Source organism: Mesorhizobium sp. WSM4887 (assembly GCF_029625865.1).
Taxonomy (GTDB): Bacteria; Pseudomonadota; Alphaproteobacteria; order Rhizobiales; family Rhizobiaceae; genus Mesorhizobium.
The window spans coordinates 1,380,323-1,402,280 of the sequence record NZ_JARTVP010000001.1 but is presented as its reverse complement, the minus strand read 5'-3'; the positions used below and the strand labels follow the sequence as shown (position 1 = coordinate 1,402,280).

Here is a 21,958-nt window from a genome sequence, read left to right as displayed (position 1 = left end):
CTACTGTCCCAGCCGTTCGAGCAGGACGGGCACATGCACCTGGTCGGATTTGTAGTTGCCGGTCAGCATGTACATCATGATGTTGACGCCGGCGCGCAGCGCGTAGACGCGCTGCATCGGATCCGGCGGCACGGTCGGCAGCATCGGATCGCCGTTCTCGTCGACCGCCCAGGCGCCGGCGAAATCATTACCGGTGATCATGATCGGGGAGACGCCGTCGCCGGTGCGCACGGGACGGTTCTCGGTGTTGCTGGCATCGAGCGAGGCTTCGACCCAGAGCGGACTGCCGTTGAAGCGGCCGGGAAACTCGGGAAGGATGAAGAAGGACTTCGTCAGCACATGGTCCGAGGGCACCGGCTCCAGCGGCGGCACGTTCAGATTGCCGAGAATATCGCGCAGCCGCTCGGTGGCCGGGCTTGCCGAGCCGGCGCCGATGCCGTTGGAGAACTGGTCGCGCGTGTCGAAGAGAACCGTGCCGCCCTGCTGCATATAGGCGTCGATGCGGGCGATCGCGGCTTCGCTGGGCATCGGCGCGGTGGCGTCGATCGGCCAGTAGATCAGCGGATAGAAGGTCAGTTCGTCCTTGGAGATGTCGACGCCCGCCGGCGGGCCGGGTTCCAGCGCGGTCTTCTCGATCAGGAAGCGGGTGAGGCCTTCGAGGCCGGCGCGGCTGATTGAATCGACGCCGGGCTCGCCGGTGATGACATAGGCGATCCGAGTTTTCGAAATGTCCTCGATGGCCTGGGAATCGCCCGGCTTCGAATCATCGGCGCGGGCAAAGTCGGCGTGGCCGAAGAGCCCGCCGAACACGATCAGCAGGGCAGCGGCGGTCGCGGCGGCGCGGCGCGGCCGGCGCGAGAACAGCCCACCCATCCAGAACACGGCAAGCGTGTCGAGCACCATCAGCAAGAGGGCCAATGTGACCAGCGGGCCTTTCAGGTTCTCCGATTCGTCGAAGGCGTAAGCGATGGCCGTCACCGGCAGCGAGACCTGTGGCCGAGCAAGCGGCGTGAATGTGCTCGAGGCGTTGAGCAGGTTATGCGCGAAAACGCCGGTTTCCGAACCGTAGAGGCCGGGCGGGTTTTCCAGCGTCACCGGAAGCGGGCCGGCGGCGGGCACGAGCGGCCGCGCATCGGGTGTCGGCGGCACCAGCGCGCCGTCGGCGCCGATCATGCGATAGGGCGCCAGCGAAGCGGCGGCCGCCTCGGCATTGGCGACCGCGGCGCCCTGGTTGCGCGACAATTGCACTATGCGTCTCAGCATCTCGACGAAGCTGCCGGAGATCGGCAGGTTCGACCAGGTCGCCTCCGGTGTCACGTGGAAGAGCACCAGCGTTCCCTTGTCCTTCTTCATGCCCGTGACCAGCGGCGTGCCGTCGGCAAGCGTCGCCCAGGTGCGCTCGACGATGTCGGGCGTCGGCTCGGCCAGCACCTGCCGGCTGACCGTCACCTCCTTCGGCGGCGCGAGATCGGCGAACGGGCCGTTCTTCGGGAATTCGGTGACCGGTTGCGGCGTCGTCCATGAAAGCGCGCCGCCCAGCGCGCGCTCGCCGCTGCGCAGCCGGACCGGCAAGAGATCATCGTCGTTGCCGGCGGCGGCCAGCCTTGAACCGGCAAAGCGCACCAGCGTGCCGCCATTGTTCACCCAGTCGACCAGCCGTTGCCGGACCTGCGCGGGGATGGTGCCGACATCGGCCATGATGATCATCGCCGGCTTCTGGTCGAGAAGCTGCGGAATGGCATCGGCCAGATCGGCGCTCGACGGCTCCACCAGATCGGCGAAAGGCTGCAGGGCGCGGCGAATGTAATAGAGCGGCGACAGCAGCGGCTGCGCCTGGTCTGCCTCGGCCTGCGAGAGCAGACCGACACGGCGGCGCTTGGAGCTCTCGTCCAGCACGCGAACGGCACCGGCCTGGTGCTCGCCGTCGAGTGCTATCGAGGCGAAGTCGTTGCGCAATTCGAACGGCACCTTCATCGTTCCGGTGGCGGTGACCTGACCCGGCGCGAAGGTCAGAGTCGCGTCGGCGATGCGGCGGCCCTTGTCGTCGAAGGCGCCCGCAGTGATCTGCGCCGGCGCCGGGTCGCCCGGCGCGCGGATGGCGGTCAGCGTGAAGCCGTCGACCTGATTGTCGGCGCCGGTCAGGCCGGTGAGCGAGAGCCGGTCCGAGGTAGCCCAGACCAGCCTCGCGGCATTCTTTTCCAGGAGCGTCTTGAACGCCGCTTCGTCGCCGGTGGCGGCAAGGCCATCGGCAAGCACGGCGACGCTGGCGCCGGGCAGGCGCTCCAAAGTGGCTGCGACGCGGGCATAGACGGCGGGGCGGTCGGTCGGGATCGGACGCGGCTTTGCCGCGCGCAGGCGGTCGAGCGCGGCCGATGCATCGAAGGGGCCGATCTCGGCATTCGGCTTCTCGGCGGTAAAGGCGATGACGACCGGCACGCCGTTCGAGCCTGCATCGGCAATCAGCCGCTCGGCGGTGGCGACGCGCTTGCCCCAGTCGGCGGCGCTTGCCCAGTCATTGTCGATGACCAGCGCGAGCGCCGAGCCCTCGGCCGGCAGCTTTTCGCGCGGATTGAAGATCGGCTCGGCGAGCGCGGTGACGACAAGGGCGGCCATCAGCAGGCGAAGCAGCGTCAGCCACCAGGGGCTTTGATGCGGCGTCTCCTCGCGCCTCAGGACGCGGGCGAGGATCCTCAGCGGCGGAAAGACCTCGGTCCGCGGCCTGGGTGGCGTCAGCCTCAGCAGGTACCAGATCACCGGCAGGGCCAGCAGCCCCCACAGCACCATCGGCGCGCCGAAGGAAAGCGGCAGCCAACTCATGCGACCGCCTTTCCGGCGTCACCGCCAGCGGTCAGCCCGGCATGACCGCCACCGGCGGTCAGCCCGGCATGACCCGAGGTCAGTCCCGGACGGCTGCTGTCGGCGGTCATCGCCATGTGGACGCGCACGAGCGCCTCGGAGGCGAGGCGGTCGGTATGATTGACGGTAAAGCTCCAGCCGAGGCGCTTGCACCAGCCGGCCAGTTCCTGGCGGCGAGCGATATAGAGCAGGCGGTATTCGTCTTTAAGCGTTTCGGCGCGGCCGGCGGTCAGCTTGTCGCCGGTCTCGGGATCGGTGAATTCGGTGCGGCCGGCATAAGGGAAGGTCTCCTCGGCCGGGTCGGCAACCTCGATCAGGTGCGCGCGCACGCCATGACGGGCGAGCACGTCGAGCCAGGCCATGGTCTCCTCGACCGGATCGAGAAAGTCGCTGACGATGACGATGTCGCAGAAGCGGCGGATGGTGGAGAGATCGGGCTTCGCCGCAAGGTTGCCGGCATGGCTGAGCTGGGCCGCGATGCGTTCGGCGCCGTTGCGGGCGGTGAACGGGTCGGTGAGGCCCGGCCAGGCGATGCGCTCGCCGCTGCGCGACAGGAGCTCGGCCAACGCAAGCGCCAGCACCAGCGCGCGCGATTCCTTGGAAACGCCGGCTCCGGAGGATTTGTAGAGCATGGACGGCGAGGGATCCGACCAGAGCCAGACGGTATGGGCCGCCTCCCACTCGCGGTCGCGCACATAGGTGTGGTCGTCGCGGGCCGAGCGGCGCCAGTCGATGCGCGAGGCATCGCCTTCGACATAGGGGCGGAACTGCCAGAAATTCTCGCCGATGCCGCGCTTGCGGCGGCCATGCCAGCCGGCGATCACCGTGTTGACGATGCGGCGCGCCTCGACCAGCAGATCCGGCACCAGAGAGGCCCGCAACCGGCCACGGGCGAGCGCGTCGCGCGTCGCAACCGGTGCCTGGACCTCGCCTATTCGACCCATCAGATGCCTTTTGCCAGTTTCGCCACCACGTCGCGCACGGATGTGCCTTCGGCGCGGGCGGCGAAGGTCAGCGCCATGCGATGCTGCAGCACCGGCTCGGCGAGGGCACGGATGTCGTCGACCGACGGCGCCAGCCTGCCATCATATAGAGCGCGTGCTCGGGCGCACAGGGTCAGCGCCTGGCTGGCGCGCGGACCAGGACCCCAGGCGACATGCTTGTCGGTGTCGGCAATCCCCTGACCGGGACGAGCCGAGCGCACCAGCTTGAGGATCGCTTCGACGACGCTTTCGGGCACCGGCATGCGGCGGATCAGCGTCTGAATTTCCTTCAGCCTGGCTGGCTGCAGCACATTGTCGGCCTTGGCCTCCTCGACGCCGGTGGTTTCGAGCAGGATGCGGCGTTCGGCCTCGATCTCCGGATAGAGGATGTCGACCTGCATCAGGAAACGATCGAGCTGCGCTTCCGGCAGCGGATAGGTGCCTTCCTGCTCCAGCGGGTTCTGCGTCGCCAGCACGTGGAAGGGCGAGGGCAGGTCGTGGCGAACGCCGGCAATGGTGACGTGATATTCCTGCATCGCCTGCAGCAGCGCCGACTGGGTGCGCGGCGAGGCACGGTTGATCTCGTCGGCCATCAAAAGCTGCGAAAAGATAGGCCCGCGGAGGAAGCGGAAGGATCGTTTGCCAAGCTCATCCTGCTCCATGACTTCGGAGCCGAGGATGTCGGACGGCATCAGGTCGGGCGTGAACTGGATGCGGCGGGAATCGAGGCCGAGCACGATGCCCAGTGTCTCGACCAGCTTGGTCTTGGCGAGGCCTGGCACGCCGACGAGGAGCGCATGCCCGCCGGCAAGCAGCGCAACCAGCGTGCGCTCGACAACGGCTTCCTGGCCGAAGATCACGCGGCCTACGGCGTCGCGGACCTTGGAGATGTCGGACAGCGCCTTCTCGGCCTGCTCGATCATCGCCTTGTCGCTCAACGGGCTTTCCTTGATCATCACGCTCATGCCGTTCGATCCTTGTGGTTGGAAATACCGGCTTGCATTCTCGATTCGCAGAATGCCGCGATTCGGCCTCGCCCGGCGCTTGCGATTGAACTTAAATCACAGGCTTGGGCTGACAAGGCTGACAATCCGGACAACAGTGACTATTTCGTGACCATGACGCATCGCACAGAATCCGGTGAAAAGGGCCTGACCAGCGCCACCGAGGCGCGCGGGCTGGAGGCGCTGATCTCGCGCGCGGCGCGCGCCGGCAAGGGGCCGGCTCCGGTGGAGCGCTGGAATCCGGACTTCTGCGGCGACCTCGATATGGAGATCAGGGCCGACGGCACCTGGTTCTACCTCGGCACGCCGATCGGGCGCATGCCGCTGGTGCAGCTCTTTTCCAGCGTGTTGCGCAAGGACGCCGACGGCAAGACCTACCTGGTGACGCCGGTGGAGCGCGTCCGCATCCGCGTCGCCGATGCGCCCTTCATCGCCGTCGAGATGAACGTGTCCGGGACCGGCAACGGCCAGATCATCACGTTCCGCACCAATGTCGGGGACGTGGTCACCGCCGGGCCCGGCCATCCGCTGCGCTTCGTCGACGAGGACGCCACCGGCGGGCTCAAGCCCTATGTGCTGGTGCGCGGGCGGCTGGAAGCCTTGGTGGCACGGCCGGTGATGTACGAATTGGTCGAGCATGGAGAGGTGATCGACGTCTGCGGCAGGGCAATGTTCGCCGTCCGCTCCGGCGGCGAAGTTTATCCGATCATGTCGGCCGACAAGCTCGAGCGGCTAAGCGCGTGATGGACCAGGTGGCGCCGGTGCCGTTCTCGATCGCGGATTTTCGCGCCCGCGCAGCGGCCCAGGCCGAGGTGCAATCCGGCGACGAGTTCGGCGACCACCGCTTCAATCCAGGGCATCCCAGGCTGAAGCATATAAAACCGCTGCGCGACGCCGCGGTGCTGATCCCGGTCGTCGATCACGCCGACGGCGCCACGGTGCTGCTCACCAAGCGGGCGGAGAAGCTGCGCAGCCATTCCGGCCAGGTCGCCTTTCCCGGCGGCACCATCGATCCGACCGATCCCACCCCTGAGGCCACAGCGCTGCGGGAGACATTCGAGGAGATCGGCCTCGACCGCGATCACATCGAAATTGTCGGCCGCATGCCCGATTATGTCTCCGGCAGCGGCTACCGCATCGTGCCGGTGCTTTCGGTGGTGCGGCCGGGCTTTTCGCTGATGCTCAACGCCGACGAGGTCGACGCCGCCTTCGAGGTGCCGCTGCGCTTCCTGATGGACCCTGTCAACCACGCGCGCGACAGCCGCATGTGGAACGACCTCGAATGGTTCTTCTACGAGATGCCCTATGGCGGCCAGCGGATCTGGGGCGTCACCGCCGGCATCATCCGCACACTCTATGAAAGGCTCTATGCGTGAGCGCTGAGGTGTCTCTCTCGGGCAGGGCCGATTGGCTGGGCGAAAAGCATCTGCAGAAGCTGCTTGCCGCGCTGAAGGAGGGCGGCGAGGAGGCGCGGGTGGCCGGTGGAGCGGTCCGTAATGCGCTGATCGGCCAGCCGGTGGCCGACATTGACATTGCCACCACGACGGTGCCCGAGGACACGATCCGCCGCGCCCAGGCAGCCGGCTTCAAGACCGTGCCGACAGGGATCGAGCACGGCACGGTCACGGCAATCGCCGGCGGCAAGGCCTATGAGGTCACGACGCTCCGGGCCGACATCGAGACCGACGGTCGGCGGGCGAAAGTCATCTTCGGGCGCGACTGGAAGGCCGACGCCGCGCGGCGCGACTTCACCATCAATGCGCTTTATGCCGAAGCCGACGGCACCATCGTCGACCTTGTCGGCGGCGTCGCCGATATCGAGGTGCGGCGGCTGCGCTTCATCGGCGATCCGGAAGCGCGCATCCGCGAGGATTATCTGCGTATCCTGCGCTTCTTCCGCTTCTTCGCCTGGTATGGCGACGGCCGGCCGGACGCCGAGGGCTTGAAGGCCTGCGCCAGGCTGAAGGACGGGCTCGGCAGGCTGTCAGCCGAACGCGTGTGGTCCGAACTGAAGAAGCTGCTTTCGGCGCCCGACCCATCGCGTGCCCTGCTGTGGATGCGCCAGGCCGGTGTCCTCACCGCCGTGCTGCCGGAGAGCGAGAAATGGGGCATCGACGCCATCCACGGGCTGGTCAGGACCGAAAAGGATCTCGGCTGGGATGCCGATCCGCTGCTCAGGCTGGAGGCCGTCGTTCCGCCGGATGCCGCGCGCATGAAGACGCTTGCCGAAAGGCTGAGATTTTCGACCGACGAGGGGGAGCGCCTGCGACACTGGGCACTGACGGTTCCGACTGAACCCAAGACGACCGAGACGGAATTGTCGAAAAAGCTCTATTTCGGCGACCGCGAAGGCTTCGTCGATCGGCTGCGGCTCGCGCTCGCCGCCGCGCGGACACGGGCCATCGAGGACGATCAGGCGATGATGGAAGCCGGCGGTTTCTCGCGCCTGCTCGGCTTCGCCTTGAAATGGCAAAAGCCGAGCTTTCCGATCAAGGGGGCCGACCTGACCGAACTCGGCGCCGCGCCCGGCCCGAAGCTTGGCGCCACGCTGAAGAATCTCGAAAGGGAATGGGTGGATTCAGCATTCGCCATGGATCGCGGCGCGCTGCTCAAACGCGCCGCGCAGGCACTCGAGGCTTAGATCAGTCCTACATCGTGGCGCCGCTCAGCGTATCGCCACCGGGGCCAGGGCGCGCGAAAGGCTTGCCTCGCCCTTGCCGTAGACTGAGGGGTTGTAGTTGACCAGCGTGTCGGTGCGAGCCGTGTTGAGCAGGTCGTTGGTGATCTGAACCGGGGTCGCCTTGGTGAATTTGCTGCCGATGATTGCGGCATATCCGGAGATGATAGGCGCTGCGAACGATGTGCCGTAAAGGCCGGTCTTGTCGCCTTCGACGCCGACCACCAGGAAATGGCTCTGCACGGTCGGGTCGGACCCGGCGTAATTGGAATACCAGGCAAGCTGAGCCTTGTTTGACGCCGTGCCGTTTGTGGACAGCGCGCCAACAAAGATCGCCGTCGGTTTGCCGATCAGAGCGAGATCGAGATAATCCTGCTGTCCGCTGGTGACGCCGCCGACCGCAACCGAATCGTTGCCAGCCGCTTTCGAGACGATGGCCGATCCCTTGCTGGCGTAGGAGATGATCGATTGCTCCTCCGGGGCCCAGCGGATCTGGTTCACGCTGTAACCCGCGTTCGCGTACATGCCGTAGCTGAGGTTGAGAACGTTGCGGCCACTTGCCAGCGGGACGGCCGAACCCGTCGAGAAGTCCTTGGAGCGGATGGTCGCCGCAGGAGCGATCATGCTTGCTTCCTCGCGCGTCCACTCTCCGTGCCGCTGATATTGCGTGCCGATGCCAAAATTGCCGGAGAAGCGCGATGAACTGCTGAAGTCGTCGACGATGGTGATGGTGACGCCCTTGCCCTTATAGCCAGCCGCCCACGCGGCGCCGACATCGGGACTCATCCAGCTCTGCACCGCTTGTGTCGTTCGCGCAACCGGTATCTTTGCGCTTACGCATATGGACCCGCCGCCGTGGCACAGCGCGGCCGACTGGTCCGCGTCGAGAGCTTCCTGCGCCGACGCCAGGCATGCCGGCAGAATGGTCAGTGCCGCGGCAATGCCGAGCTTCCAGAAATTACCAGACATGGTCTTACTCCCGGTCAAAGCAGGAACGAGGACGGACGATCGCGAAGTTCGGGAGCAGGAAGGTTTCTCATGCGCGGCATCCCGGCGATCAGAAAGTAACACGGTAGTTGAGCCACAGGCGCAGCCTTTCGGGCGTAGCGTTAACCAGATATTTCAGCGTGTCCTCAGGCGCCGTCTCCCCGGCCGCAAGCCGGCAGTTGACGCTGTAGGTGCCCAGATCCCCGTAGTCGGCCACGCATGGCTTTTCGCTCAGGTTGCCGCCGAAGGTCGAGGTAACCGAAAGGGAGAGAGTGCTGTTGAGGCTCGGATGGGTCTGGGTGAGAAAACCGAGCTTGAGGCTCGGCGCGATGCGGTACTTCTCGGCTTGTTCCCCGGTTCCCACTCCCCACAGAAAGCCGCTGTCTTCGGTAAGTTGCGTGATGAAGTCGACGTGCATGTCGACCCAATCGCTGTGGTACCAACGATTGAATGAGACCCAGCTCCCGTCCTGCAGCTCATAGCCGCCATTGCCGAGAGCTCTGGCGCGGTCGCTGAGCCATGACCCCTGGTGGATGTTCACGAGCGACGTGGTCATTTCCTGGGCCATCGACGGCGAGGCGCCAACGACTAGGCACAGCAACAGTGCGGCTGCGCCGAAACCATCTCGTTTGTTGGATCTTTCGCGCATGCGCGAAGCACCTCGCCCCACCGGATCCAGACGCGCCTTGTGGCGGACGGCTCCTCGGGCAGCCGCGGTCGCCGGATCATGCGCAACGATCGCATGGAGACCGTTACCGCGGGGTTATCCAAGCCGGTACGAATATAAGTTTTTGCTTGAATTCGGCGAAGCCAGGCCGTTGCCAGCGATCAGACGCAAACAAAGCGAGATGCGCCGGATGCTGCATCCAACTCGCCGGCTTTGCCAATGGTCGTCCGAAAACGGTGACCCGATGCCTCAGGCCGCGTCGCGGACCTTTTGGATGCGCGAGCGGATCGCCTCGATCATGGTCTCGCGGATGGTGGTTTCGCCATGGGTTTCACGCATGTGCTCGACGGCGCGGCGCATGACCTCGGCTTCCTCCTCGGCGCGCGTGTGCCAATCGCAGCCCGGGACGAGTGTCCCGCATTGGAACTCCTTCATGGTTTTTCCTTTCCTAGGTCCGGAGCCCTGATTCCGCTCCTTGTTGTCATGCAATTCCGCATGGAAAGCCGCATCGCATTTTCCTGAAATTGCCCCGGTGGAAAACCATAACACATGTCGCCGGCTTTGGTTGCATTGGAGCCGGTGGCGAATTGTTTTTTCACGGTCTCCGCGCGAAATCAAAGGCGGAGCATTGCTGCTCCGCCCGTTGCCACCTGGTTTCCGTGAAACGATGAACCGCACTGTCTTTTTGTTTTGACGCAATTCCGGCGGAAACCGCTTCAACGTTTCTGCAATTGCTGGCCGTGCAGGCCGTCACTTCATGATTTTGACAGCCTCGGCAATCTTGTTCTTGCCGCTCATATCCCAGGAAACGCGAACCTTCTCGCCCGGCTTTATGCCCGGATCCTTGAAGGCCTTGGACAGCGTGAAGGTCGATCCGTTGTCCAGAACAAGGCTCATGGCCGTTCCATCAAAGCTCTTCACTGTTCCCGTGGTGTGCTTTACCGCGGCGAACGCGGCGCCACCGGAGGCGAGAAAGGCGGCGGTTGCCGCCGTCACAATAAGCTTGCGCATAGGATGTTCTCCTGGGATGCGGGCACCATTGGGAAGGCACTCCGCTCGATCAGGGCCGTCCGGACGCGTCGGGTCGCGGCTCGTAGCAGTGACGAGCCGCCGGCGCTTCCCGACCCGGCACGTTAAATAGATCAATTTTTTCAAAAGGATATTAGACGAAAAAGAAATCGCCCCTGCCACATTGCCGGTCAAAATTCGGCGAATGGGACAGCAATGCGGCTGGCCTTCCGCTCACCGGATTTTTACGGCCACTTTACCTCGGGCGGCAGGCTGGAGAGGATCGAGGCGACATTGCCGCCGGTTTTCAGGCCGAAGATGGTGCCGCGATCGTGAAGCAAATTGAATTCGACGTAACGGCCGCGCCGGACGAGCTGTTCCTCGCGGTCGCCGTCGGTCCAGTTCTGGTTGAAATTGCCACGCACCAGATGGGAATAGACGACGAGGAAAGAGCGGCCGACATCCTGGACGAAATTGAAATCGGCGTCCCAGCCGCCCTGGCCCTCATCGGAATGCAGCCAGTCGAAAAAGATGCCGCCGACTCCGCGCGCCTCGTTGCGGTGCGGCAGGAAGAAGTACTCGTCGCACCACGCCTTGAATTTCGGATAGTCGGCCACCCCGGCGTTCTTCTCGCAGGCGAACTGCATGGCGCGGTGGAAGGCGATCGTGTCGGGATCGTCCTGGGTACGGCGGCGGTCGAGCACCGGCGTCAGGTCGGCGCCGCCGCCAAACCAGTGGCGGGTGGTCACGACCATGCGTGTGTTCATATGCACGGCCGGAACGTTGGGGTTCCAGGGGTGCGCGATCAGCGAAACGCCGCTCGCCCAGAAGCGCGGATCCTCGTCGGCGCCCGGGATCTGCTTGCGGAATTCGGGAGAGAATTCGCCGTGGACGGTCGAGGTATGCACGCCGACCTTCTCGAAGACGCGGCCGCGCATCATCGACATGGTGCCGCCGCCACCTTTGCCGTCGTCGCGCTCCCACGGCGTCTGCTCGAAATGCCCGGGCGACCATGCCGATTGCGGTCCAGTGAGTTCCTGCTCGATCTGCTCGAAGGCGGCGCAGATGCGCTCGCGCAGCGCTTCGAACCAGAGGCGGGCCTTCATCTTCTTCTGCTCGATGTCGTCAGGCAGGCCCACCGCAATGTCGGGTCGTTCCAATTCCGTCTCCAGTCCAGGCTGCTTGCCCGACAAATGACTCGTTTTTTCTGCGCGCGATCCCTAATCTCTTAAGGGCAAGGGTCAAGTCCCGTCTGACCAAGGTGCAAGGAGTTTGCTCGTGCGCACCCCGGCAAGACCGCCGCTGGATGGCTTGAAGAAGAGGCTGGAGCGCTCACGGGCCGAGCGCGAAAGAGAGCCGCGCGACGGATTTTTGCGCGAGACTTTCGTGCTGCCGCGGCCGGCCGCGCGCCTCAAGGCCAAGGAATGGTTCGAGCGCTTTCCCAAGCAGGCCTATTGGACCGAGATCGAAAGCTGGTTCGAGCGCCCGGGCGACGTCATCGAATTCACCATGCGACGGCTGCCGGCGGCAGATTGAAAAATCCTCAGGGCACCAGTAGCCGTCTCGCTCCAGTTCCCTCTCTGGCCAGTCGGTCCTCCTTGTTCCGAAGCGGGCATTTGTCGATCGACATGCAACCGCAGCCGATGCAGTCGGTCAGGCCGTCGCGCAGCTTCTTCAATTGGGCGATCTGATGATCGAGGCCGTCGCGCCAAGCCGTTGAAAGCAGATTCCAATCCTCGCGCGTCGGGGTGCGGCCCTCGGGCAGAGATTGGAATGCGGCGGCGATTTCGGCGAGCGATATGCCGACCTCCTGGGCGACGCGGATGATCGCCACCCGTCGCAGCACGTCGCGGCCGTAGCGCCGTTGGTTACCCGCGGTGCGATGGCTGCGGATCAGCCCGCGCGCTTCGTAAAAATGGAGCGCCGAGACCGCGACGCCACTGCGCATCGCCACCTGACCGACCGTCAATTCCTTCACCGGAGCCATCTCGCACTTTCCGCTTGACCTCAAGTTAGGTTGAGCTTGTAGCGAGGAAAGCCTGACAAGGCAAATTGAGGAGAAGGCGATGTGCGCCTGGGTGAGACTGACGCCGCAAGTGGGAGGCGTTCGCGACGACGAGCAGGGCTTGAGCAGCCTATCCGAGCTGGCGGACCGCTTCGCCCGCGACCATCGCGACGGACAGTGCGACATTGATGCTGCGGGCGCCCGGCCGCATCGGAATGGTCAGTCGCGCATCCGCTGCCTGATGAACCTCTTCCGGCACGCCGGCGGATTCGCGGCCGAACAGAAGCACGTCGCCGGCGGCGAAAGCAAACTGCGTGTAGGCGGTCTCGGCCTTGGTGGTGAGCAGCACAAGGCGCCGCGCGTTCGTTCGGCGCCATTCCTCGAAGGCGTGCCAGTCGGCATGGCGGGTAAGCGCCGCCATTTCGAGATAGTCCATGCCGGCGCGTTTCAGCGCCCGATCGGAGAGCGGGAAACCGGCCGGCTCGATGATGTCGACGCCAAGATCAAGGCAGGCGGCGAAGCGCAGGATCGTCCCGGTATTGCCGGCGATATCCGGTTGGTAGAGCCCGATGCGGAGACGGTCGTTCATTTCCGCATCCTTCTAATAAGTGGCAGAACGGCCACAGGCGGCTCCGGCTTTTGGCGATTTCTAGACTGGCGGGTGGCCATTTTCTGCGAAGTCGAGTATACGCCCATCATCGTCAACCCGAACCGAAGGAGAGGGACCACATGATGACCATGCACTTCCAGCCCTTCTCCGGGCAGCTCCTCTTTGGGGCCCACGTATGCCCAACGGCGGTTTCGGTACGACGATTCTTCTGACACTTTAAGACCTCATCGCACCGATTCCCGCCGAACCCAGTTTTCGGCCTTCGAAGGAATCTTGCGATGTTTCTCAAACTGCCAAAGCGGCGCCGCGCCCCGCCTGAACGTGTCGACACCGACGCTGGCCGTCATGTCGGGACTGACGCTTGCCGTCATGTCCTGACTGCGTCGCGTCCCTCCGGCCGAATGCCGGAGGTCGAGCTCGCATCACCCTTTTTAACGCATTTGCACATGGAGGACGGACCGATGTTCGATCCATTTAAAATACCGGGTTCAAGAAGCTTGCATGAGCGCAAGGTGGCGACCTGGGCGCTGCTGATCGGCGAGACTTACTCGTCGGCGGTGCACGCCGAGACGCGCCGGCGTCCGCATCGCGGCATGCTGCCGGACGTCGACTTCTCGCGCGCGGTGCCCGATCCCGGTCGACCCTCGCTGGTGCGCCGGATCATCCGCATGGTCCGGCCGGGTAAAACCAGGGCTGGCGACAGCTTGTCGTCAGGATCCTCTGGCAAACCTGTCGGCGAAAAGACCGCGACACCCTATATTGCGCGAAGCAGGGCCGGCGATACGGACAATTACGTATAGCCGGCCCGCGGCGCCGTGCGGCCGAACGGCCTTACCAATCAACCCCGCGCCGCGTGAGCGCACAAATCGTCGAGTGCCTCGAATGTTCCGCTGGTTTGAGAAGAGGCTCGATCCGTTTCCCGCCGCGGAGCCGGTCGAGCCGCCGAAGACGCTGGTCGCCTTCTGCGTGCATTACACGCGCGGGGCCTGGCCCTATATCCTCGTCGATGCCGTGCTTGTGGCAGCGATAGCCCTTGCCGAAGCGTGGATGTTCGGTTTCATGGGCCGCATCGTCGACTGGCTGTCGGCGCAGAACCGCGAAACCTTTCTTGAGACGGAGCGCTGGAAACTCGCCGGCATGGCTTTCATCGTGCTGTTCGCGCTGCCCGGCACGGTATGGCTGCATTCGCTGCTCAACCAGCAGACGCTGATGGGCAATTATCCCATGCGCATCCGCTGGCAGGTGCATCGCTACCTGCTCAAGCAGTCGATGGCCTTCTACCAGGACGAGTTTGCCGGCCGTATCGCCACCAAGCTGATGCAGACCGCTCTTGCCGTGCGCGAATGCGTCATCAAGCTGATCGATGTCCTAAACTATGTCGTCGTCTACTTCCTCAGCATGCTGTTCATCGTCGGCTCGGCAGACTTGCGACTGGCTGTGCCCTTGGGTGTATGGCTGGTCGGCTATATCGGACTCTTGCGCTTTTTCATCCCGAAGCTCGGCAAGGTCGGCGAGGAGCAGGCCAATGCGCGCTCGACCATGACCGGCCGCGTCGTCGACAGCTACACCAACATCCAGACGGTGAAGCTGTTTTCGCATGCCCGCCGCGAGGCAACTTTCGCCAGGGAGGGCATGGCGAGCTTGCTCGATACCGTCTACCGCTCGATGCGGCTGGTGACGCAGTTATACGGGATGCTCTACATCCTGAATTCGCTGCTTCTGTTTTCCGTGACGGCGATCTCGCTGTGGCTATGGCTGGGCGAGGCGGTGACGATCGGCGCGGTCGCCGTGGTCATCGGCCTGGTGCTCAGGATGTGGGGCATGTCGCAGTGGATCATGTGGGAGATGTCGAGCCTGTTCGAGAATATCGGCACGGTGCAAGACGGCATCCAGTCGATCTCGCTGCCGCGGCTGGTCGAGGACCGCCCGGGCGCCAGCGACATCGCCGTCAGTCAGGGCGAGATCCGTTTCGAGGAGATCCGCTTCCACTACGGCAAGCAGAAGGGCGTCATCGAGAACCTGTCGCTCACTGCGAAACCCGGCGAGAAGGTCGGCATCGTCGGCCGCTCCGGCGCCGGCAAGTCGACGCTGGTCAACCTTTTGCTGCGTTTTTACGACCTGGAAAGCGGCAGGATCCTCATCGATGGCCAGGAGATCGCCGGGGTAACGCAGGATTCGTTGCGCGCGCAGATCGGCATGGTGACGCAGGACACCTCGCTGCTGCATCGGTCGGTGCGGGAGAATATCCTCTACGGGCGCCCTGACGCCACCGACGAGATGCTGATCGAGGCGGCCCGGCGGGCGGAGGCGCTCGATTTCATCGGCGCGCTTTCGGACCATAACGGCCGCAAGGGATTCGATGCACATGTCGGCGACCGCGGCGTCAAATTGTCCGGCGGTCAGCGGCAGCGCATCGCCATTGCCCGCGTCATGCTGAAGGACGCACCGATCCTCATCCTCGACGAGGCGACGTCGGCGCTCGATTCGGAAGCCGAGGCGGCGATCCAGGAGAACCTCTACAAGCTGATGCAAGGCAAGACCGTGATCGCCATCGCGCATCGGCTGTCGACCATCGCTGCGATGGACAGGCTCGTCGTCATGGACAAGGGGCGCATCATCGAGGAAGGCTCGCACGAAGAGCTTGTCACCAAGGGCGGCCTTTATGCCCAGCTCTGGCAGCGCCAGTCGGGTGGGTTCCTCCTCGATGATGCGCCGGCTGAGTCCGATGCCAAAGGGTCTCACTCCGAGATGGCGGCGGAGTAACGCGATCGCGATTGGCATCAAGGTTACGGCAATTGCGGGGAATCGCTCCCGGGCGTAACCACGACCTGTCAGAGGCCCGCCGGCGACCAAATCGGGTGCCGGCGGGGTTCCGGCATCTACGAGAGAAAAATGTTCGACCGCATCTTCACCTGGTTCGAAAGCCATTATTCGCCGGTGGCGCTGGCCGAAGACAGGCAGCCGCCAATGGGACTTTGGCGGTTCTACTGGTATTTCATAAGGCAGTTTCGCGCCGGCTATTGGCTGCGCATGATCATCGTTGCCGTCGCGGCAATAGTGGACGCGATGCTGCCGATTTTCGTCGGCCTGATCGTGGGCCTGCTCTCCAACACCAGGCCGGGCGATTTCTTCGTCGCGCATGGGCCGCTGCTCGTCATCATGGCGATCATCGTGCTGCTGCGTCCGCTGTCCATGGTTATCGACGCGCTCATCCGGAACCACGCCATCGCACCGAACCTCATCGACCTCATCCGCTGGCAAAGCCATTGGCATGTCGTGCGTCAGGACTGGTCATTCTTCCAGAACGACTTCGCCGGCCGCATCGGAACGAAGGTCATGCAAAGCGGCGACTCGGTGGAGATGAGCGTCAATCTCACCGTCGATGCCGTCTGGTACGCGCTGGTCTTCGTCGCGGTCGCCATCGTTGTGCTGGCGCGGCTCGACCCGCTTCTTCTGGCTGTGGTGGCGGCCTGGCTGGTGTTCTATTGCATGATCTTCTGGTTTGCGATGCCGAGGATCACCCAGCGCTCGTCCCAACTGTCGGAGCGGTGGTCGCAGGTGAGCGGCCGCATGGTCGACAGCTACACGAACATCCTGACGCTCAAGACATTCTCGACCGGCGAGCACGAAGACAAATATGTCTCGCAAGCCGTCGTCGAGCACGCCGACACGTTTTATCAGCTGATGCGCGTTTTCACACTGATGTGGTCGGCCCTGTTCGTCCTCAACGCTGCGCTGCTTATCGCCATAAGCTGGCTGGCGCTGGCCGGCTGGAACGCCGGCGCCATGACCACGGCGGCCGTGGCGACGGCGATACCGTTCGCGCTGCAGATCGCCAACATTTCCGGCAGGATTCTCGATGTCGGCGCCAACGTCTTCCGGCAGATCGGCGTCGCCAGCAATTCGATGACGACGATCGCGCGCCCCATCACCATGCAGGACCAGCAGGACGCGCCGGCCCTCGTGGTCAAAGCCGGCGGCATCGAGTTCGAGCAGGTGAACTTCAACTATTGGCGCAAGGACGGCAAAGGCGGCGTCATCGACAATCTGTCGCTGAAGATCGCGCCGGGCGAGCGGGTCGGCCTGATCGGCCGTTCCGGGGCCGGCAAGTCGACACTGGTCAATCTCGTGCTGCGGCTGTTCGACGTGCAGGACGGCAAGGTGCTGATCGACGGACAGGACATCCGCAACGTCTCGCAGGAAAGCGTTCGCGCGGCGATCGGCTTCGTCAATCAGGATACGTCGCTCCTGCATCGATCCGTTCGCGAGAACCTCAAATATGGACGACAGTCCGCCAGCGATGAGGCGATGTTCAGCGCCGCCAAGGCCGCGCAGATCGACGATGTGATCGCGGGGCTGACCGATCCGCATGGGCAAAGCGGCTATGAGGCGCTCGTCGGCGAGCGCGGCGTGAAGCTGTCCGGCGGCCAGCGGCAACGCATCGCCATTGCCCGCGTTATGCTGAAGGACGCGCCGATCCTCATTCTCGACGAAGCTACGTCTGCGCTCGATTCCGAGGTGGAGGCCGCTATCCAGGAGAACCTCTACAAGCTCATGCAGGGCAAGACGGTCATCGCCATCGCCCACCGTCTGTCGACCATCGCGGCAATGGATCGGCTCGTCGTCATGGACAAGGGCCGCATCGTCGAGGACGGCTCGCATGAGGCGTTGATCGCCAAGGGCGGGCTCTATGCCCAGCTCTGGCGGCGCCAGTCGGGCGGCTTCCTGCTCGAGGAAAAGCAGGCGGCCGACGATCTGCCGACGAAAGGTGAAGCCGCGGAATGATGAAGGCCGTCTATCGCTGGTTCGAAAGCTGGGTCTACCCGTTCCGCGAGCCGGCGAATCTTCGTCCGCCTGCCAGCGTCGGCGGCTTCCTCTGGCACTATGTCGGGCAAGCGAAGCTCGCTTTCTTCGCCATGCTGATCATCGGCGGCATCGCGCCGCTGGTCGAGGCCGGGCTGTTCTATTTCGTCGGACGGCTGGTCGATATCCTCGACCAGCTTCCCGGCGAACGCAGCTGGCACGCGCTGTGGGGGGCCGCTGGGCCAGAGCTGCTGTTCATGGGCGCGGTGGTGCTGATCATCCGCACGCTGGTGGTCGGCCTTTCGGCGCTGGTCGACGAGCAGACGATCACGCCGGGCTTCTACAGCCTGGTGCGCTGGCAGGCGCATCGGCATGTCTCGCGCCAGTCCTACGCCTTCTTCCAAAACGACTTCGCCGGGCGTATCGCCACCAAGGTCTGGCAGGCGGGGCAGGCCACGGGCGACCTCATGGAAAGCTTCATCGAGGTCGTCTGGTTCATGATCGTCTACACGGTGACGACGCTGGCGCTGGTCGCCGGCCTCGACCTCAGGCTGGCGGCGCTGGTGGTGATCTGGATCGTCGCCTTCGGCTGGCTGGCCAGGCTCCATTTGCCGGCAATCCGCAAGCATGCCGAGGCGACCGCCGAGGCCGGCTCGATGATCACCGGCCGCTTCGTCGATTCCTATTCCAATGTGCAGACGCTGAAGCTGTTCGCGGCCGACGGCGACGACCGCTACATCCGCAACGGCTTCGACATCTATCTCGATGCGCTGCGGCCCTTCACGCGGCGGCTGACCGGCGTGCGCGTGGCGCTGACGACGCTTTCCGGCATCATGATCACGGCGATCGCCGCCTTTGCAGTCTATCTGTGGGTGGAAGGCTCGATCACCGTCGGCGCCGTCGCCTTCACGCTCTCGCTTGTGCTGAGGCTCAACATGCTGCTGGGACGGCTGATGATGCAGCTCAACAGTATCCTCAGGAATCTCGGCGTGCTGGAGAATTCCAAGGCGCTGATCTCGCAGCCGCTCGGCCTGACCGACGCCCCGGATGCCAAGGAGCTGGTGGTTGCGGGTGGCCGCATCGACCTCAAGAACGTCACCTTCCACTACGGGAAAGGGGCAGGGGTCCTCGAAGGCATCGACCTCGTCGTGCGTCCAGGCGAGAAGGTCGGGCTGGTCGTTCCGTCCGGCGCCGGCAAGACGACGCTGGCCAATCTCATCCTGCGCCTTCACGACCTCGAGGGCGGCAGGATCCTGATCGACGGCCAGGATATCGCCGGCGTGACGCAGAATTCGCTGCGCGCCAATATCGGCGTGGTCAGCCAGGACACGGCGCTGTTCCACCGCTCGCTGCGCGACAACATCAAGCTCGGCATGCCGGACGCTACCGACGCTGAGGTGATCGCCGCGGCGCGCAAAGCCGAGGCGCATGACTTCATCATGGGGCTGCGCGACAATCGCGAGCGCCTTGGCTACGAAGCCTATGTCGGCGAGCGCGGCGTCAAGCTCTCCGGCGGCCAGCGTCAGCGCGTGGCGATCGCCCGCCTCTTCCTCAAGGATGCGCCGATCCTCATCCTTGACGAGGCGACCTCGGCACTCGATTCCGACATCGAGGCGGCGATCCAGCAAAACCTGGCAAGGCTGATGGAGAACAAGACCGTCATCGCCATCGCCCACCGGCTTTCCACCATCGCAGCGCTCGACCGGCTGGTCGTGCTCGACGGCGGCCGCATCGTCGAAGAAGGCACGCATGATGAGCTGGTGGCGCTGGACGGTCTTTATGCGCGGCTCTGGAAACGGCAGTCCGGCGGCTTCCTCTTCAATGAGGAAAGCGCGCTGGAAGAGACGCGCCCGGCGGAGTAGAAACGCAGCCATGTCGATCAGAATGCCCAGCAATTTCGGACGGTCAGGCGCGCAGGAGAGCGCTCTCGATCTGCTCGGCCACGAAATACTCGCCGAGAAGGCCGCCGCCCTCGGTCGCGCCGGCCAGCGCGTCGAAGAGGCCTTGGCGAAGCTGCGCGAAAATGGGGAAGGCGGGGATCGCAACCGGCTGCTGAAAGAAGCGGCAGAAGCCGTCCACGCCTATTTCATCCAGCGCGAACTCTGCGGGCTGCGCAAGCACGACGCCGTGATCCGCGAATACGACATCCCGCGGGCGGTGCTGGTCAGGCTCGGCGCCAGCTAAGCGCTGACTTCCTTCCGAAAGCGCGCGAGGCGCAAGGCGAGCGCTCCGGGATTCTCATCGGCGACGAAGTGCCCGCTATCGGGGATGATGTCGCCCTCGACATTGGAGAGGCCGGCGGCCTTCAAGCCATTGAGGTAATCGCTGATCTCGCCGGTCTCGGCAGCGCCCCTGAGGCAGAGCACCGGCGTATCGATCGGGCTTGCCGGCGGAACGGCATTGGCCTTGGCGTCCTCGGAAAAGGCGCGGTACCAGTCGAAGCCGGCCTTGAGGCTTTCCGGCCGCGAATAGGCCTTGGCGTAGATGTCTCTTGCTTCGGCCGGGATGGCGGATTTCTCCTTCGAAAGGGTGTCGAAGAAGAAGTCGAAATAGGCGCGCTCGTGACCCCCAACCAGCAGTTCCGGGAGAGCAGGAACCGCGTGGAACGCGAAATGCCAGAGGTTTGGATTGCGGATGACCTTGTCCCACGGCGCCACGCCCGGAACGACAACATCCATGATCGCGGCGGCGGAGAGGATTTCCGGATGGTTGCGCAAAAGCGCGAAGACGATCTGGCCGCCGACGTCATGGCCGGCCACTATGACCTGTCGCAGGCCGCAGGCGTCAATCAAGGCCGCTATCACCCTGGCCAGATGGGCTTTCTCACCGGTTTTGCGCGTGCCTTGCGAGCCGCCTATACCCGGCAGGTCCGGCGCGATCACGCGCTGATCGGTGGCCAGCCGACCGATCACGTTCTCGAAGGCATGGGAACTTTGAGGCCAGCCGTGGAGCAGCACGAGGCCGGGCGCATCCCGTGGTCCGGCTTCGCGGATCGCAATGGTCAGTCCTTCAACCTCGATGCTGGAAGTTTCCATCCGCCCGGCCTTCACCTGTCCGATCGCTCCGACCGACAGAACTAGGCGGGAATCGGTCCGCGGACAGGGCCTGTCTCTCGAATAAGCCCCATCACTCCAGCCATTCGGTGATGAAGCTGCCGTTCTCGTGGATGTCGGTGGTCTCGAGCGGACCGGGGCCGAGATTGGTGAATTTGTGCGGCGTGTCGGCCGGCACGATCAGAATTTGGCCTGCGGTGGCCGTTATCTGCCGATCGCCGACCGTGAACAGGCCGGTGCCGGAACGGATGACGAAGATCTCCGCGTAAGGATGCTTATGCAGACGCGGGCCGCCGCCGATCTCGGGTTGATAATTGAAGATCAGGCAGGAGTTGGAGCCAAATGCGCCGCATTGCAGCTCGCCTTGCCAACGGTCGGGCGTGCTCGCCCATTTGTCGCGGTCGATGACATGCGCCATGGCTCGACAATAGACCGGGCCGGCGGTCGCTGTCGAGGCAAGCGGAGTTCCGATTTACCGCTGAAGTTAGCGCTATTTAGCGCTGTTCGGCGGCCCGATCATCAAGCCGTTGCGCGGGCCGCGGCATGTGCCCGCGACAATGTGCCCTTGTGCCTCCACGCGTCTGGACAAAAACGGGCTTCACGCATAAACCGAACCTCCAAATGCCGGAGGAATTCGCTAGCCTGTTCGCCATGCGCTGTCGGGCCGGCGCGATTGAGCGGGGACAAGGCTCGGCCGCCGGCACGGAAAGAGGCGAAAGGATCAGGCACCCGTGAGCGCAACCGACATCCACGATCCCAACCGTCGCGATTTTCTCTACATAGCCACCGGCATGGCCGGCGTGGTCGGCGCTGGGGCCGTCGCCTGGCCGTTCATCGACCAGATGCAGCCGGATGCCTCGACGCTGGCGCTGGCTTCTGTCGAGGTCGATGTCTCCTCGCTGCAGCCCGGCAGCTCGCTGGTCGTCAAGTGGCGCGGCAAGCCGGTCGTGGTGCGCAACCGCACCGACAAGGAAATGAAGGACGGCGCGGCGGTTAGCCTCAACGATCTCAAGGATCCGATCGCCCGCAATGCCAACTTGCCGGCCGATGCGCCGGCGACCGACGCCAACCGCACCACGCCCGGCAAGGAAGCCTGGATGGTCATGGTGCAGGTCTGCACCCATCTCGGCTGCATCCCGCTCGGCCAGGAAGGCGATTTCGGCGGCTGGTTCTGCCCATGCCACGGCTCGGTGTACGATACCGCCGGCCGCATCCGCAAAGGCCCGGCGCCGGAGAACATGGCGATCCCGGTGTTTAAATTCATTTCCGATACCAAGATCCTTATCGGTTGAGGCAGGGGGATAT

22 protein-coding genes are annotated in these 21,958 nt (G+C 64.3%); 10 read left to right on the top strand and 12 right to left on the bottom strand.

What is annotated here, in order from left to right:
- The 3 genes from P9230_RS06745 to P9230_RS06735 are packed head-to-tail and all read right to left on the bottom strand — an operon-like array spanning position 1 to position 4,804.
- Positions 1-2,817 (bottom strand): DUF4159 domain-containing protein, encoded by a 2,817-nt coding sequence (locus tag P9230_RS06745; protein WP_278118018.1) that lies wholly within the window; start codon positions 2,815-2,817, stop codon positions 1-3.
- On the bottom strand, positions 2,814-3,800 hold the full coding sequence (locus tag P9230_RS06740; RefSeq protein ID WP_067326514.1) for a DUF58 domain-containing protein: 987 nt from the start codon (positions 3,798-3,800) through the stop codon (positions 2,814-2,816). Before P9230_RS06740 ends, P9230_RS06745 begins: the two co-directional genes overlap by 4 nt.
- Positions 3,800-4,804 (bottom strand): MoxR family ATPase, encoded by a 1,005-nt coding sequence (locus P9230_RS06735; protein WP_095801682.1) that lies wholly within the window; start codon positions 4,802-4,804, stop codon positions 3,800-3,802. The genes P9230_RS06740 and P9230_RS06735 overlap by 1 nt, the downstream gene beginning before the upstream one ends.
- A 153-nt stretch (positions 4,805-4,957) precedes the next feature.
- On the opposite strand from P9230_RS06735, the gene P9230_RS06730 reads away from it, so the two are divergent.
- From P9230_RS06730 to P9230_RS06720, 3 genes are read left to right on the top strand one after another with little or no spacing between them, the layout of a single operon-like run.
- Positions 4,958-5,587: a DUF1285 domain-containing protein gene (locus P9230_RS06730; protein WP_127240235.1), complete on the top strand. Its 630-nt coding sequence runs from the start codon at positions 4,958-4,960 to the stop codon at positions 5,585-5,587.
- Positions 5,587-6,219, top strand: coding sequence for a CoA pyrophosphatase (locus tag P9230_RS06725; protein ID WP_127240243.1), 633 nt, complete (start codon positions 5,587-5,589; stop codon positions 6,217-6,219). The genes P9230_RS06730 and P9230_RS06725 overlap by 1 nt, the downstream gene beginning before the upstream one ends.
- Positions 6,216-7,484, top strand: coding sequence for a CCA tRNA nucleotidyltransferase (locus tag P9230_RS06720; protein WP_095801680.1), 1,269 nt, complete (start codon positions 6,216-6,218; stop codon positions 7,482-7,484). Before P9230_RS06725 ends, P9230_RS06720 begins: the two co-directional genes overlap by 4 nt.
- A gap of 24 nt (positions 7,485-7,508) precedes the next feature.
- Here the strand turns inward: P9230_RS06720 and P9230_RS06715 are convergent, their stop codons facing one another.
- The 5 genes from P9230_RS06715 to hemF all read right to left on the bottom strand — a co-directional run bounded on the left by P9230_RS06715 (position 7,509) and on the right by hemF (position 11,342).
- Positions 7,509-8,489: a S8/S53 family peptidase gene (locus P9230_RS06715; RefSeq protein WP_095801679.1), complete on the bottom strand. Its 981-nt coding sequence runs from the start codon at positions 8,487-8,489 to the stop codon at positions 7,509-7,511.
- 88 nt (positions 8,490-8,577) lie between these two features.
- On the bottom strand, positions 8,578-9,156 hold the full coding sequence (locus P9230_RS06710; RefSeq protein ID WP_066994307.1) for a hypothetical protein: 579 nt from the start codon (positions 9,154-9,156) through the stop codon (positions 8,578-8,580).
- A 267-nt stretch (positions 9,157-9,423) separates the two neighbouring features.
- Positions 9,424-9,609 (bottom strand): DUF1059 domain-containing protein, encoded by a 186-nt coding sequence (locus P9230_RS06705; protein ID WP_066994310.1) that lies wholly within the window; start codon positions 9,607-9,609, stop codon positions 9,424-9,426.
- Positions 9,610-9,924: 315 nt separating this feature from the next.
- Positions 9,925-10,377, bottom strand: a complete 453-nt coding sequence (locus tag P9230_RS06700; RefSeq protein ID WP_245433115.1) for a DUF1344 domain-containing protein — start codon at positions 10,375-10,377, stop codon at positions 9,925-9,927.
- Positions 10,378-10,427: 50 nt separating this feature from the next.
- On the bottom strand, positions 10,428-11,342 hold the full coding sequence (hemF, locus tag P9230_RS06695) for an oxygen-dependent coproporphyrinogen oxidase (protein ID WP_127245979.1): 915 nt from the start codon (positions 11,340-11,342) through the stop codon (positions 10,428-10,430).
- 118 nt (positions 11,343-11,460) lie between these two features.
- On the opposite strand from hemF, the gene P9230_RS06690 reads away from it, so the two are divergent.
- Positions 11,461-11,718, top strand: coding sequence for a hypothetical protein (locus P9230_RS06690; RefSeq protein ID WP_066994316.1), 258 nt, complete (start codon positions 11,461-11,463; stop codon positions 11,716-11,718).
- Positions 11,719-11,725: 7 nt separating this feature from the next.
- On the opposite strand, the gene soxR is transcribed toward P9230_RS06690, so the two are convergent.
- Together soxR and P9230_RS06680 are read right to left on the bottom strand one after the other, a co-directional pair.
- Positions 11,726-12,169 (bottom strand): redox-sensitive transcriptional activator SoxR, encoded by a 444-nt coding sequence (gene soxR, locus P9230_RS06685; protein ID WP_278118012.1) that lies wholly within the window; start codon positions 12,167-12,169, stop codon positions 11,726-11,728.
- 148 nt (positions 12,170-12,317) lie between these two features.
- Complete coding sequence (locus P9230_RS06680) at positions 12,318-12,776, bottom strand: tRNA (cytidine(34)-2'-O)-methyltransferase (protein ID WP_127404040.1); 459 nt, start codon at positions 12,774-12,776, stop codon at positions 12,318-12,320.
- A gap of 482 nt (positions 12,777-13,258) precedes the next feature.
- Here P9230_RS06680 and P9230_RS06675 point away from each other — a divergent pair, with 482 nt between their 5' ends.
- The 5 genes from P9230_RS06675 to P9230_RS06655 all read left to right on the top strand — a co-directional run bounded on the left by P9230_RS06675 (position 13,259) and on the right by P9230_RS06655 (position 19,784).
- Positions 13,259-13,597, top strand: coding sequence for a hypothetical protein (locus tag P9230_RS06675; RefSeq protein ID WP_278118009.1), 339 nt, complete (start codon positions 13,259-13,261; stop codon positions 13,595-13,597).
- 82 nt (positions 13,598-13,679) lie between these two features.
- Entirely contained in the window at positions 13,680-15,560 is a 1,881-nt protein-coding gene (locus tag P9230_RS06670; RefSeq protein ID WP_278118007.1) for an ABC transporter ATP-binding protein, read from the top strand.
- Positions 15,561-15,689: 129 nt separating this feature from the next.
- Positions 15,690-17,582: an ABC transporter ATP-binding protein gene (locus tag P9230_RS06665; protein WP_278118005.1), complete on the top strand. Its 1,893-nt coding sequence runs from the start codon at positions 15,690-15,692 to the stop codon at positions 17,580-17,582.
- Positions 17,579-19,462 (top strand): ABC transporter ATP-binding protein, encoded by a 1,884-nt coding sequence (locus P9230_RS06660; protein ID WP_278118003.1) that lies wholly within the window; start codon positions 17,579-17,581, stop codon positions 19,460-19,462. Before P9230_RS06665 ends, P9230_RS06660 begins: the two co-directional genes overlap by 4 nt.
- A gap of 10 nt (positions 19,463-19,472) precedes the next feature.
- The gene (locus P9230_RS06655) at positions 19,473-19,784 is read left to right on the top strand and encodes a DUF6665 family protein (RefSeq protein ID WP_067326547.1); all 312 of its coding nucleotides are present in this window, start codon (positions 19,473-19,475) and stop codon (positions 19,782-19,784) included.
- Here the strand turns inward: P9230_RS06655 and P9230_RS06650 are convergent.
- Complete coding sequence (locus tag P9230_RS06650; protein ID WP_095777297.1) at positions 19,781-20,635, bottom strand: alpha/beta hydrolase; 855 nt, start codon at positions 20,633-20,635, stop codon at positions 19,781-19,783. The genes P9230_RS06655 and P9230_RS06650 overlap by 4 nt on opposite strands.
- Before the next feature lie 91 nt (positions 20,636-20,726).
- Positions 20,727-21,071 carry a cupin domain-containing protein gene (locus tag P9230_RS06645; RefSeq protein WP_066994340.1) on the bottom strand — a complete coding sequence of 115 codons (345 nt, stop codon included), beginning with the start codon at positions 21,069-21,071 and terminating at the stop codon, positions 20,727-20,729.
- Between the two features lie 313 nt (positions 21,072-21,384).
- Here P9230_RS06645 and petA point away from each other — a divergent pair, with 313 nt between their 5' ends.
- A complete protein-coding gene (gene petA, locus P9230_RS06640) occupies positions 21,385-21,945 on the top strand; it encodes a ubiquinol-cytochrome c reductase iron-sulfur subunit (protein WP_066994342.1) in 561 nt (186 codons plus the stop codon).
- Positions 21,946-21,958 lie beyond the last annotated feature (13 nt).